At 69.3% G+C, this 12,122-nt stretch carries 11 protein-coding genes; all 11 read right to left on the minus strand.

From position 1 onward, the window contains the following. Positions 1–375 precede the first annotated feature (375 nt). The gene (locus AB0C34_RS14680; RefSeq protein ID WP_357071784.1) at positions 376–2,046 is read right to left on the minus strand and encodes an AMP-binding protein; all 1,671 of its coding nucleotides are present in this window, start codon (positions 2,044–2,046) and stop codon (positions 376–378) included. A gap of 44 nt (positions 2,047–2,090) precedes the next feature. Then, entirely contained in the window at positions 2,091–2,525 is a 435-nt protein-coding gene (locus AB0C34_RS14685) for an organic hydroperoxide resistance protein (protein ID WP_357071787.1), read from the minus strand. Between the two features lie 36 nt (positions 2,526–2,561). After that, positions 2,562–3,107: a 3-isopropylmalate dehydratase gene (locus AB0C34_RS14690; RefSeq protein WP_357072240.1), complete on the minus strand. Its 546-nt coding sequence runs from the start codon at positions 3,105–3,107 to the stop codon at positions 2,562–2,564. Then, on the minus strand, positions 3,107–4,372 hold the full coding sequence (locus tag AB0C34_RS14695; protein WP_357071790.1) for an aconitase family protein: 1,266 nt from the start codon (positions 4,370–4,372) through the stop codon (positions 3,107–3,109). The genes AB0C34_RS14690 and AB0C34_RS14695 overlap by 1 nt, the downstream gene beginning before the upstream one ends. A 2-nt stretch (positions 4,373–4,374) precedes the next feature. After that, positions 4,375–5,247: an isocitrate lyase/PEP mutase family protein gene (locus AB0C34_RS14700; protein WP_357071793.1), complete on the minus strand. Its 873-nt coding sequence runs from the start codon at positions 5,245–5,247 to the stop codon at positions 4,375–4,377. A gap of 192 nt (positions 5,248–5,439) precedes the next feature. Further along, on the minus strand, positions 5,440–7,053 hold the full coding sequence (locus tag AB0C34_RS14705) for an FAD-dependent oxidoreductase (protein WP_357071796.1): 1,614 nt from the start codon (positions 7,051–7,053) through the stop codon (positions 5,440–5,442). Beyond that, a complete protein-coding gene (locus tag AB0C34_RS14710) occupies positions 7,050–7,892 on the minus strand; it encodes a fumarylacetoacetate hydrolase family protein (protein ID WP_357071799.1) in 843 nt (280 codons plus the stop codon). The genes AB0C34_RS14705 and AB0C34_RS14710 overlap by 4 nt, the downstream gene beginning before the upstream one ends. Beyond that, positions 7,889–8,818, minus strand: a complete 930-nt coding sequence (locus AB0C34_RS14715; protein WP_357071802.1) for a phosphoglycerate dehydrogenase — start codon at positions 8,816–8,818, stop codon at positions 7,889–7,891. The genes AB0C34_RS14710 and AB0C34_RS14715 overlap by 4 nt, the downstream gene beginning before the upstream one ends. 18 nt (positions 8,819–8,836) lie before the next feature. After that, positions 8,837–9,799: a cyclase family protein gene (locus tag AB0C34_RS14720; protein ID WP_357071805.1), complete on the minus strand. Its 963-nt coding sequence runs from the start codon at positions 9,797–9,799 to the stop codon at positions 8,837–8,839. A 17-nt stretch (positions 9,800–9,816) separates the two neighbouring features. Beyond that, positions 9,817–11,391 carry an alpha/beta fold hydrolase gene (locus AB0C34_RS14725; RefSeq protein ID WP_357071808.1) on the minus strand — a complete coding sequence of 525 codons (1,575 nt, stop codon included), beginning with the start codon at positions 11,389–11,391 and terminating at the stop codon, positions 9,817–9,819. After that, positions 11,388–12,098 carry an ABC transporter ATP-binding protein gene (locus AB0C34_RS14730; RefSeq protein WP_357071811.1) on the minus strand — a complete coding sequence of 237 codons (711 nt, stop codon included), beginning with the start codon at positions 12,096–12,098 and terminating at the stop codon, positions 11,388–11,390. Before AB0C34_RS14730 ends, AB0C34_RS14725 begins: the two co-directional genes overlap by 4 nt. Positions 12,099–12,122: the final 24 nt, after the last annotated feature.

Consider the following 12,122-nt stretch of genomic DNA (forward strand, 5'->3'; position numbering starts at 1 on the left):
GCTGCACGGACCGAAGGTCACCGCGACGGATGCTGCAACCTCATGCTGACCCCCCGGATCTCACTGCTGGTTGACAAACCGGAGTACGAGCCTGCGCCGGATATACCCGGTTCGCTCACTTTCCGATCGTGTCGCCGTTTTCAACCGCGGCAACAATAGTTGGCCGGTGGCAATTGCGAGCAGATCTGTCTCGACATCTTTCCCGCCATCTCCGATAATTCTCTGACATTTGCGAAGTGCCATTTGAATTCGGTTCGGAGATATTTCGACTGGTCGACCGTGTTGATCCTGTGCACCGCCGATCGCGACTGTGGTAGCTCGATGTCCCCCCAGCGGCAGCCCTGATTTGCCGGGAACGCGGGGCTGGCTCCGCGCTCAGGACCCGCGCAACTCGCGTCGGAGGATTTTGCCGCTGGCGGTTTTAGGGAGCTCGTCGACGACGAAGACCGCACGCGGGTATTTGTACGCTGCCATCCGCGCCTTGCAGAAGTCGATCAGCTCGGCCTCGGTCACCGAGGCTCCCGTGCGCAGTGCGACGAACGCGTGCACCGTCTCCCCTCGGTACTCGTCCGGCACGCCGATGACGGCGGCCTCACGAACCGACTCGTGGGTGTAGAGCACGTCCTCGACCTCACGCGGCCACACCTTGTAGCCGGCGGCGATGATCATGTCCTTCTTGCGGTCGACAAGGTAGAACCAGCCGTCGGGGTCCATGAACCCGACGTCGCCGGTGCGCAGTTCGCCGGTCGGGAAGGACGCGGCGGTGGCGTCCGGGCGCTCCCAGTAACCGGCGGCGACCTGCGGCCCCGAGATCAGTAGCTCGCCGACCTCACCCGGCGGGAGGTCGCCATAGTCCTCGTCGACGATCCGGGCATGGACGGCAGCGATCGGCACCCCGATCGAGAGCGCTCCCGAGTCGGGGTCGACCGGCGCGCGTCGGTCCGGCGGTACAGCATGGGTGATCGAGGATGTCTCGGTCAGCCCGTAGGCGTTGTGGATGTAGCCACCGAGCACGGCCTCGAGTTTGTCGGCCACTGCCGGCGCGATCGGTGCCCCGCCGGAGTAGATCTTCGTCAGTGACCGGAAGTCCTCCGGGCCCACGCCCGGCACCGCGGCGAGAGCCGCGAACGCGGTGATCGCGCCGACAGTGAACACCGGTCGGTGCTCACGGATCGCGTCGACCATGACCGCGGGGTGGAATCGGTGGCCCAACACGAGTGGCGCGGGGATGAGCAGTGACAGGATCCCATGGCCCACAAGGCCGGTGATGTGGAAGAGGGGGGCGATGGCGAGGATCGCGTCCTCGGGCCCGAGCTGCATCCACTCGCGATAGCTGCGCGCGTTGAACACGAAGTTGGCATGCGTGAGCCTCGCGCCCTTGGGGTCGCCGGTCGTGCCGGAAGTATAGACGAGGAACGCGGTGTCTTGGGGGCGTGCGGGAGGAACGGCGAGCGGTCGACGCCCGGCGTGTTCCTCGAGCAGTGTGACGAGGTCGTGCTTCCCTTCGATCGTGGGGCGGGCGCCGGTGCCGAACACGCGCTCGTCGTCGCGGGTCTGGAAGTCGCGACCCGAGCAGCAGACGACGATGTCGACCTCGGCATCGCCGTCAGCCAGTACTGTTCGCACGGTGCCGTGCAGCTCGTCGAGGCAGATCAGCGCGCGGGCACCGGAGTCGCGCAGGACGTGGCCGAGTTCGCGTGCTTTGTACATCGGGTTGGCAGAGACGGCGATGCCGCCCGCCTTCCATGTCGCGAGCATGCCGATCACGAAGGCGGGGTTGTTCTGAGAGAAGAGGGCCAGGCGGTCGCCCGCGGCGAAGCCGAACTCCTGGAGCGTCGCCGCGAGCGCGTCCGACGCCGCGTCCAGGTCGGCCACGCTCATCGCGCCGTCGAAGTACCGGATCGCGTCCTGGTCGGGTGCGCGCCGGACCGCGTCGGCGAACATATCGAGGAGGTTGGCGGACTCGGGCTCGATGTCGCGCGGCTGGCCCGCGCGGTACAGCGCCAACCAGCGTCGATCCGCGTAGGCCGTGGTCGACTCGCTCAACTGTGCACCTCCCGGTGTGTGCCGGTCCCGGGCACGATGGCCGCTCATCCGGCGACGCGGGCGCGGACCTCGACCGGGATGTTGCCGCGCGTGGCATTCGAGTAGGGACACACGGCATGCGCCTCGTCGGCCAGGCGCTGGCAGGTCGCCTCATCGACGCCGGGGATCTCGACCTCGAGGACGACGGAAAGGCCGAACGCCTCCCCTACCGGACCCATGCTGACCTCTGCGGTGACGAGGGACTGCGACGTGTCGACCTTGTTCCGGCGTCCGGCGACGCCGAGCGCGCCCTGGAAGCACGCGGCGTACCCGGCGGCGAACAGCTGCTCCGGGTTGGTCGCACCGCCGGGGCCACCGAGCTCGACCGGCGGCCGCAGGTCGACGTCGAGGTGGCCGTCATCGCTGCGGGCGTGGCCGGCCCGTCCGCCCGTCGCGGTGGCGCGGGCGGTGTAGGCAATCCGGTCGAGCTGGGTGGTCATGTGGTGATCCCTTTCGAGGAGAGGTGGACGCCGTACTCAGTACGCTGGTGCGGCGGCAGGTGCGGGAGTCGTCCCGGACGGGCCGTACTGCGCACGCAGCAGGTTGAGTCCGCCGCCGGCCTCGATGACGTCGATCGCGTGCGGGCTCGGTGCCGTGCCCACGAGCTGCTGCCCGGTCCGGGTGACGCGGACGGTGGCCGTGCGCCAGTCGACCTCGACGTCGTCCCACCGGTCCACCACGGCCGCGATGCCCGGGACAGTCACCAACGGCATGCCCTGGTAGAGCTCGCCGCGCCAGAATCCAGGGGCGTAGGACTCCGCGACCACGGCGACGATGCCGGCGTTGCGCATCGCGATCATGGCCGGGTAGTGCGGGTGGCCGTACCCGAAGTTGCGCCCACCGACCAAGACGTCGCCCGGCTTGACGTCGTCGACGAATGTCGGGTCGTAGGCCTGCATCAGCACCGAGCGGAGCTTGTCTGGGTCGTAGTACTTGATGTTCGTGACGCCGATGACGAGATCGATGTCGAAGTCGTCGCCGAACTTCCACGCCACCCGGCCCTTGAAGACGTCCTCGATCATCACGCCAGCACCTCCCGGGGGTCGACGATCTTGCCGGCGAGGGCGGACGCCGCCACGGTGTAAGCCGACCCCATGTAGATCTCGGCCTCGGTGCTGCCCATTCGCCCGGAGATGTTGAGGACCCCGGTCGAGATGCACTTGTCGCCGGGTTCCAACGGCGAGGCGTATCCGACGCAGAAGTCGCAGGACGCCCCGGCGACGCGGGCCCCCGCCTCGGTGAGGATGTCGAGTAGGCCCTCGGACTGAGCTTGGTCGTAGATCTGTTTCGAAGTGGGTACGACGTTGAACCGCAAGCCGGCCGCCACCTTCTTGCCTTGGAGGATCTCGGCCGCGGCCCGGATCTCCTCGATCCGCCCGCTGGCGCAGGAGCCGATGTAGGCGTGCTGGAGCTCGGTGCCGACCAGGTCCTCAACGGGCCGGGTGTTGCGCGATTTGGCGGAGCCCGGCAGCACGACCTGCGGCGACAACGTGTCGAGGTCGACGTGATACGTCGCGGAGTACGTCGCGTCGGGGTCGCTGTAGATCGGGTCGAACTCGCCTCGAGCGACCCGCCGCGAGTACTCCAGCGACAGTTCGTCGGGGTTGAAGATCGCTGAGACGGCGCCGGTGAACATGGCCATCGCGCACAGGCCCTGGCGGCGGCCGATCGGCATCGACTCGGCGCCGGGACCGGTGTATTCCATCACCTGGTGCGCGCAGGCATCCGCGCCGTATGTCGCGATGATGTGGTGGATGAGGTCGCGGTTGTCGACCCCCGCCGCGAAGCCGCCGTCGAGGTGGAAACGGGTGCTCGCGGGCACGTCGAGGTAGACCGCGCCGGTCACCCAGGCTTCGAGCAGGTCCTTGCGGACACCCCAGCCGAGTGCGCCGAACGCACCGAGCCCGCTGATGTGCCCGTCGAAGTGGACCAGGAACGACCCGGGCGCGGCGTAGCCGAGCTCGGCCGCGACCTGGTGGCCGATGCCGACTCCCTCGTGCACCTCGACGCCGTTGAGGCGGCCCCAGTCCCGGGTGACGTTGTGCATCTGGAGCTCGCGCTCGTTGTTGCGCGTCGTCATGTGGTCGATGAACAGGACGTACCGCTCGGGCTCCTTGACCCGGTCGATGCCGAAATCCTCCTTCATCTGGCGGAACATGACGTCGGTATAGCCGGGGTAGTCGTAGGCGATCATGTAGTCCGGCCGGAACGGCGCGTTCTGCGCCGGTACCACGTGATCGAGGCCGCCCGCGCGGGCCAGGATCTTCTCGGTGATCGTCGAGCCCATGATCAGACCTCCACTGCCGCGGGGAGGTAGGCGCGCTGCCGCTCCTCCATCTCGGGAAAGCCGATCATGTCCACGAAGTCCGTGTGCTCCATGTAGGAGCCGGAGACGTCGGGCAGCGGCTCGCCGGCGGCGAGGCGGGTGAACGAGTCGCGGATCGCGGTCGCCGCCGCGAGGATGCCATGCGTGGCGACCATGGCGATCTTGATGCCCGCCTGCGCCATCGCGTCGTCGGTGAACTCGCGCTCGACCCAGGTCCATGCCGTCAACGAGGCGACAAGGGGGACGCTGGTGAGTTCGTGGCAGCGGTGCCACTCCTCGAGGGTTTTGAAGGTCTTGGAGACCGGCATGATCAGGTCGGCGCCCGCGGCGACATAGGCCTCGGCGCGCTCGAGCGCCTCGGCGCCGACCGCGTCCGTGCGGGCAATGAGCAGGACGTCCTCGCCCAGGCCCTCCTTGGCCGCGCGCACTTTGCCGATGGCTTCGGGCAGTGGGGTCACCTCGACGGGGTCGCCGACGCAGATCGGGCACCGCTTGGGGGATACCTGGTCCTCCATGAAGACGGCGGAGACGCCGGCGCGACGCATCGACGCCGCGGTGCGTTGGGCGTTGATCGCGTTGCCGTAGCCGGTGTCGATGTCGGCGATGATCGGCACCTCGCAGGCCTCACGGATCTTGCGGACGGCGTCGACTCCCTCCGTCGCGGTGAACACCTCGGCATCGGGCATGCCGAGCGCCGCGGCGATCGCGAAGCCCGAGGCGCAGACCGCGGGGAAGCCCGCTTGCTGGGCGATGCGGGCCGAGAGACCGTCCCAGACGCCGGGAGCGCGGATAACGCCGTCCCGGGCGATCAACTCGGCCAAGGAGGGGTGTGCCATAAGAACCACCTGTTTCATAATACGGAATGCTTTCCGTTATTCGGTATTTACGTTATGCCTTTGATCTGGTCGGGTCAACGTCTGCTCGACCCGTCATCCGATGCTCCGCGGCCTCGTCGGGGCAGCGTCCAGCCGCGCGGCTGAATGCGCCTCGGTGAGGATCGGCAGCCGCGCTGTGGACCGGTGCGGCGACTATCCGCCGGCAAGCATGTCGTTCACCGCGCGATAGGCGTAGGTGTAGTTGCGGGCATTCGCCAGGCCGGTGACGTACCCCTTGAGTTCGCGCGTGGCCGCGGCGTTGCCGGTGGCGTACAGCCCGGCGATCGCGCCGCCGTCCCGACGCAGCACCCGCGCCGAGGGGTCGATCGCCAGTCCGAGCGAGCACAGACCGACCCCCAGCACGTGCAGGGGTACCGCGTAGAACGGCGCCGTGGCGACCGCCCCGATGTTGGGGTTCGGGTACCGGGGATCGCCGTACGCCTTGCGCGCGAAGGGCAGTGATCCCCTCGCGAAGTCGGTGTCCTCGCCCTCGGCGGCGAACCGGTTGAACCGCTCCACGGTGGCCGCCAGTCCCACCTCGTCAATGCCGACCGTCGTCGCGAGTTCCGCCAGCGAGTCGAACCGTAGGACGTCGGCCGGATAGGCGGCGCCCGGGGGATAGGGACCGAGGGGGTAGCGCTGATGGAACGACTCGTCGAAGACGAGCCAGCACGGAAAGTTCGCCCACTGCTTACGACGCGAGTCGAAGGTGCGCAGGCCGCGGATGAGTGCTCCGTAGTAGCTCTCGTCACCGAACCGGTGGCCGTCCCGGTTCACGACGATCGAGTGCGGGAAACCGAGGTTCTCCAACAGCTGGCTGAACAGCGGCTCGTCGCTGCCGGGATGTGTCTGCTCCTCGAAGCGCGCGCCCAGCACCACGAACGGGTCCGCGCCGCGTACGACGGTCGCGCCGACGCTCTGGCCCAGCGTGAGCCCGTCGCCGCTCACGACGGGCGGTGCGGCCTCGATCAGCTCGGGGACGTCCTCGAGTTCGGCGGCATCGGGCGAGTTTCCGTAGCCGCCGACGGCGAGCAGCACGCCCCGGGTCGCGGCGATCTCGACCGGACCGTCTGGGCCTTCGGCGGTCACCCCGGTCACCCGGCCGTCCTCATGGTGCAGTGCCAGCACGCGATGCTCGAGACGGCACTCCACACCGCGACGCACGAGTGCCTCGCGGGCGAAGCCTCCCGCCAGGCCCAAGCCGTGTGTCAGCAGGTCATCGCTTTCCCGCTCGGCGGCCAGCGCGAGCCGGGCGTCCACGTCGCCGGCGAGCACATGGTAGATCTCGTCGCGCGTGACACCGGTGCGGTAGTAGACGCTGGGGCGCAGGTGCGCGCGCCACAGACCCAGCTCTGCCCCCGGGACCACACATTCGAGCAGCCGGCCCTGGGCGGTCGATCCGGAGCACGGTTCGTACAGATCGGCCGCATCCCGGATCAGCGACAGCGGTACGCCGGCCTCGGTGAACCAGCGGGTGGCCTCGACCGCGGACTCGAGGTACTCGCGGCGCGCCGCGCGGTCGACGGGACGGCCGGCGCCCTGCACGTGGTCGAGATAGTCCTCGGTTGCTGCCAAAGTGTCGGCACCGTCGTCGAGATGGTTGGCGCCGACCCAGCAGAACCCGCCGCTGTAGGCGGCCACGCCGCCGATCATCGTCGAGCGCTCCAGCACGAGCACACGGGCACCCAGGTCGTGGGCGCGCACCGCTGCGGCGAGGCCGCCGAGGCCGCCGCCGACACAGATGACGTCGTACTCGTTCCCGCTCATCGGTTCGCCGCCGGGCTCACGACGCGATTCTCGATGCGGCCGAGCTTCTCGATCTCGCAGCGCACGATATCTCCCTCATTCAGATAGGTGGGCGGAGTCATGCCGGAACCAACCCCGCTCGGCGTGCCCGTCAGAATCACGTCGCCTGGCTCGAGCGTCATCGTGCGCGACAGATGTGCGACGAGTTCCGGGACGCCGAAGAGCAGATCGGCGGTGGTGGAGTCCTGGCGGGTCACGCCGTTGACGGTGGTGGTGATCCGCAGCGACTGCGGATCCGAGACCTCGTCGGCCGTGGTGATCCAGGGTCCGATGGGGCAGAACGTGTCGAGGCTCTTCGAACGCGAGATCTGCGGCTCGGCGCGTTGCAGGTCGCGGGCCGAGACATCGTTCCCGACGCAGTAGCCCAGGATGTGCTCGGCGGCGTGTGTGGCGTCGACATTGCGCGCCGGCCAGCCGATCACCACGGCGAGCTCGGCCTCGTAATCAACCTCGGCGGTGACGGACGGGTTCAGCTCGATGGGATCGGTCGGACCGGTCACCGCGCTGGGGTACTTCGCGAAGATCATCGGAGTAGACGGGCGAGGCCTACCGAGTTCCGCGATGTGCTGCAGGTAGTTCAGTCCGACGGCCAGGATCTTGCCCGGTCGGCCGACAGGGGCCGCGAGGTGCGGATTGTGGACGTCGGGCGTCGCGCTCGCCGCCGACTCCGCTAGAACGGGGAGATGCTCGATCAGATCGGCGAGAACCGTGGCCCGCACGCCCAACGCACCCGTGCTCACCCAGCCACCCTGGGACGTGCCGAGAATGAACCCGCCACCGACGTGGCGCGCGATCCTCATGCCACCTCCCCGAGCGCGGCAAGCACGTTCTGCGCGCATTGTCGGGTCACGGTGGCGAGCGCTGTGTCGGAGTAGCCGGCGGTGTGCGACGAGAGCAGCAGGTTCGGGGCACAGAACAGTGGTGACTCAGCGGGGAGCGGCTCCTGCGCGAACACGTCGAGCGCGGCGCCGGCGATCCGGCCAGCGATCAGGGCGTCGACGAGTGCGGACTCGTCGACGACGCCGCCGCGGCTGCAGTTGACCAGCATGCCGCGGGGACCGAGCAGAGCCAGTTCCTGCGCTCCGACGAGGTCGCGAGTGGCGTCCACCAGCGGAACGTGCAGCGAGACGGCGTCCGAGGTGCGGAACAATTCCGGCAGTGCACAGGGCGTCGCGCCGAGGGCACGCAGGGCGTCGGTGTCGAGCGCGGGATCGGCCGCGGTCACCCGCATGCCGAACGCGGTCGCGAGTGCGGCGACGCGCTGTCCGATGCGACCGAAGCCGACGACGCCCAGAGTGCGCCCGGACAGCCCGGTCCCGACTACGGGACCCCAGCGACCGGCCCGGACCGATTGGTCGTTCGCGGCGATGCCGCGGCTCAGCGCCAGTAGCTGACCGATGGCGTACTCGGCGACGGCATCGGAGTTGCCGCCCGGCACGTTGACCGCCGTGATCCCCCGTTCGGCGAGGTAGGAGAGGTCGAAGTTGTCCATGCCGGCGCCACACTTCGCCACGACGCGCAGCTCGGACGCCGCGCCGATCGTGTCGGCGTCGACCGACTCGAAGCCCGGGATCCAGGCGTCCGCGGCACGCAGTGACTCGAGCAGGGCGGCACGGTCGCCGCGGGGCACGAGCAGCACCCGGCAACCCGAGGCGCGCAGGAGATCGACCGGTTCGTCGGAGTACCTACCGAAACTGGGGGAACTGGACACCACGGTCCATGTCATGGCGTGATCCTCTCGAGGTCAGAGCACGGCGACCGGTGCGATGGGGCTGCCGGTCCCGCCGGGCAGTCGCAGCGGGGCCGCCACGATCAGGAAGTCCGAGCCACCGCGCGCGGCCAGGGCGTCGGCGAGTTCCTCGAGCGCCAAGTTGTGCAGCAGGTGCACGCCCAGGTGCACCAGGCAGAGCACGTGGATCGGCAACCGGTGGTCGTCGACAGCCGGGAAGTTGTCCGCCGAGCCGTCGGTGCCGAGCAGTCCGCAGTCGAGTTCGGAGACGACACGCATTGCGCCGTGGTGCAGCCCGGCGATGGGTCCGTACTTCCGCTCGGCCGTGCGACCCTCGGCCTCGGCGGCGCTCACCGACCCGGCCACCGCGCGCGCTCGGCCGGTGCGCACGATCAGGGCGTCGCCTGGGCGCAGGTCCGGAGCAGCCATTCGCAGGTCGTCCTCGGTGACGGGGTCGCCGCCGTCCAGGTGATCCACGCCGCGCAGCCGGGGGACGTCCACCAACACGGCGCGGGTGACGACCGGTCCGCCGACGAGCATGTCGCTGACCGAGGCGCCGGTCATGTCGACCATCGACGCGAACGGGCGGCCGTTGTAGCCCACGCCGCCGTAGCCGATGTGGCAGAGGGCGTCCATATGCGTGTTGTCGAGCCCGTGGCACTGGATATGCACTTGGTCGCTGGCGGCCTGGACGTCGCCGCCGGCGTTCGAGCCCCAAGCCGTCACCATCTCGTGGCGCACCGCGCTGTCGAGGCCCTGCGGGTAGTAGGGCGGGTCGGTCGGGTCCAACGGCCGGCCGAGCGACACCACCGTCCCGGTCCGGACGGCCGCGGTCGCCCGCAGCACGTTGTCGGCGGTGACGAGGTTCAGCGTCCCGCGCTCGTCCTCGGCGCCCCACCGACCCCAGTTCGGTCGAACCCCCAGGCTGACGGCGTGCGCGTGGACGTCGCCCGGAGCCATCTGCTGATGCTCGGTCAATCTCTATGCCTCCGTGGTCATCCGAGGAAGTCGCGGTAGATGCGCATCGTCGCGTCGGCCGCGACCGGGTCCGGGTCCGGCCACCACACCGTCTCCGGGGTGGGGACGATCTTCAGCAGGTCGCCCGGCACGAGGGCCGCCGCGTCGTCCAGCGCGTTCGCGAGCATGTCGTGTGGTCCCGCGGTGAGGATCGCGGGCCGGCGCAGATGCGGCAGCCGCGAGCGGGTGTCGTAACCGAATCCGGCGCGGTAGGCGAGATCGTAGGTCGTCCCGCTCTCGAGAATCCCTACGGCGTAGAGCTGGAGTTCGGCCGCGGCCGGGATGCCGATCGCACGCGTCGACGCATGCTCGACGCGGTACCACGGCCAATAGAAGAACATGTCCCGTCGCCAGTTCCAGACCAGCTGCAGGTGCAGGCCGAACGGATCCGGGACGAAATCCGGAAAGTAGTTCGCCAGCAGGTCGTCGCGGAATTCCGGAGTCACCATGACCGGCGCCTCGTAAACTCCCTTGCCGATCCGTTCGGGAGCCATGATCGTCATCTCGAGCGCGACACAGGCCCCGGTGTGCGAGCCCCAGACATCGAAGGTGTCCCACCCGAGTGCGTCGGCGACTGCGAAGGCCTCGCGGGCGAGCACAGCGATGTCCGGGACGCGGTCGCGCGCCTGCGACAGTCCGTTGCCGAAGTAGTCGACCGCGACCGCAGTGCGATCCTCGGCCAGACCGCGCAGCACGGGAGCGAATTGGGCGGACGAGCCGCCACCGGTGGGCAGCACCAGTACCGGCCGACCAGCTGAGCCGGCGCGACGCAGATGGGCGACGCCGTACACCGTGTCGAGGTACTGATGCCAGATCTCGGTGCCGGGAGCGGCCGCGGTGGGCGGCGGCTCGGCTCCGGCCGCTCGCGTGGGCGGTGCGAACACGCCGCGAAGTTCGCCGAGGGTTGTGAGCCTGGTTGCGTCGGGCAGCGACTGTAGCGCGCCGGGCAGCGCCGACGCTGCGAGCTGCCAATATCGGACGAACGCCGCCGGGCAGGTGATGGCCGCGACGAACGTCTCGCTGAGATCGCCGACCTCCGGCAGCGGCGTGCCGAACGCGATCGGCAGCGTCGGATCGTCGGCCCGCACCAACCGACGGTCGCGCAAAAAGGACCAGAACGCGTTGAGGTGCGTCCCGTCGTTACGGGCCATTGGGGACGGCGGCGTCACCGCGTGCTCGACCCAGCCGAGTGCGGCGTCGACGCCGACCAGCACAGTCGTCGACGTCCGCAGCCGCCGCACCACCTGGGGGACCAGTGCCGCGGAGAGCTCGAACGCGACGAGATCCACGGGCTCGTCACCGAGAAAGGCGAGGCTCTCCGCGACAGCAGCGGCGCAGTCGTCCACGGACTTCATGCGGACCCGGGCCGAACCACCCACGCCGGGTGGATCGAGGACGATCACCCGGCGGCCGGGTGCCGTCGCGAGCAGGTCGTCCAGCAGCGCCGCGGCAGCACGCGTCGGACCGGCCAAAGCGACCAGCGTGGGTCCAGCCCCACCGATGTGCAGCCTGACCTGCCCGTGCTCGGTGGTGACATAGTGCAGGGCACTCATGCGCGCTCCTCAGCCGCCAGCAGAGCGCGGTCGATCTCGGGCACCGCGATCTCCGGGTCGAGCCCGAGGTGTCGGGCCACGAGGTCCGGGTTCTTGTCGAGTTCGGCGGGGGAGCCGGAGGCGATGATGTCGCCGCGGTGGATGAGGTAGGCGTGGTCGCAGATCGGAAGCGCTTTGGCCGCGTTCTGCTCGACCAGCAGCACCGTGGCGCCGGCGGCGTGGATCTGTGCGATCGCCTCGAAGACGATATCCACCAGTGCGGGGGACAGGCCCATCGACGGCTCGTCGAGCAGGATCATCGTCGGCTTGGTCATCCAGGCGCGGGCGATCGCCAGCATCTGCTGCTCGCCGCCGCTCATCAGTCCGGCGTGCTGGTTCTTGCGTTCGGCCAGACGGGGGAACAGCTCCCACACCTCGTCGAGCGAGGCCGAGCGCCTCCGACCACGGGCGAACGAGCTGAGCTGGAGGTTCTCCAGGACGGTCAGCGGGGCGACGACGAGCCGGCCCTCGGGCACGAGCGCGAGGCCATGCCGGGTGATGCGGTAGGCGTGCCGGCCGGTGATGTCGCGCCCGGCGAACGTCACCTTCCCCCGCGTCGGCTGGAGCAGGCCGGCGACCGTGTTGAGCGTCGTGGACTTGCCTGCGCCGTTCGCGCCGAGAAGCGCGGTCAGCGAGCCTTGCTCCACCGAGAGGGACAGGCCGGACAAGGCGGGGATTGTTCCGTAGCGGAC

This window comes from Nocardia sp. NPDC049220 (assembly GCF_040647855.1).
Classification (GTDB): Bacteria; Actinomycetota; Actinomycetes; order Mycobacteriales; family Mycobacteriaceae; genus Nocardia.

Excerpts from the sequence above, each read along its gene's own strand:
- AB0C34_RS14685 (WP_357071787.1), bottom strand. The coding sequence starts at position 2,525 with ATGACCACCCAGCTCGACCGGATTGCCTACACCGCCCGCGCCACCGCG.
- AB0C34_RS14690 (WP_357072240.1), bottom strand. The coding sequence starts at position 3,107 with ATGATCGAGGACGTCTTCAAGGGCCGGGTGGCGTGGAAGTTCGGCGAC.
- AB0C34_RS14695 (WP_357071790.1), bottom strand. The coding sequence starts at position 4,372 with ATGGGCTCGACGATCACCGAGAAGATCCTGGCCCGCGCGGGCGGCCTC.
- AB0C34_RS14700 (WP_357071793.1), bottom strand. The coding sequence starts at position 5,247 with ATGGCACACCCCTCCTTGGCCGAGTTGATCGCCCGGGACGGCGTTATC.
- AB0C34_RS14705 (WP_357071796.1), bottom strand. The coding sequence starts at position 7,053 with ATGAGCGGGAACGAGTACGACGTCATCTGTGTCGGCGGCGGCCTCGGC.
- AB0C34_RS14710 (WP_357071799.1), bottom strand. The coding sequence starts at position 7,892 with ATGAGGATCGCGCGCCACGTCGGTGGCGGGTTCATTCTCGGCACGTCC.
- AB0C34_RS14715 (WP_357071802.1), bottom strand. The coding sequence starts at position 8,818 with ATGACATGGACCGTGGTGTCCAGTTCCCCCAGTTTCGGTAGGTACTCC.
- AB0C34_RS14725 (WP_357071808.1), bottom strand. The coding sequence starts at position 11,391 with ATGAGTGCCCTGCACTATGTCACCACCGAGCACGGGCAGGTCAGGCTG.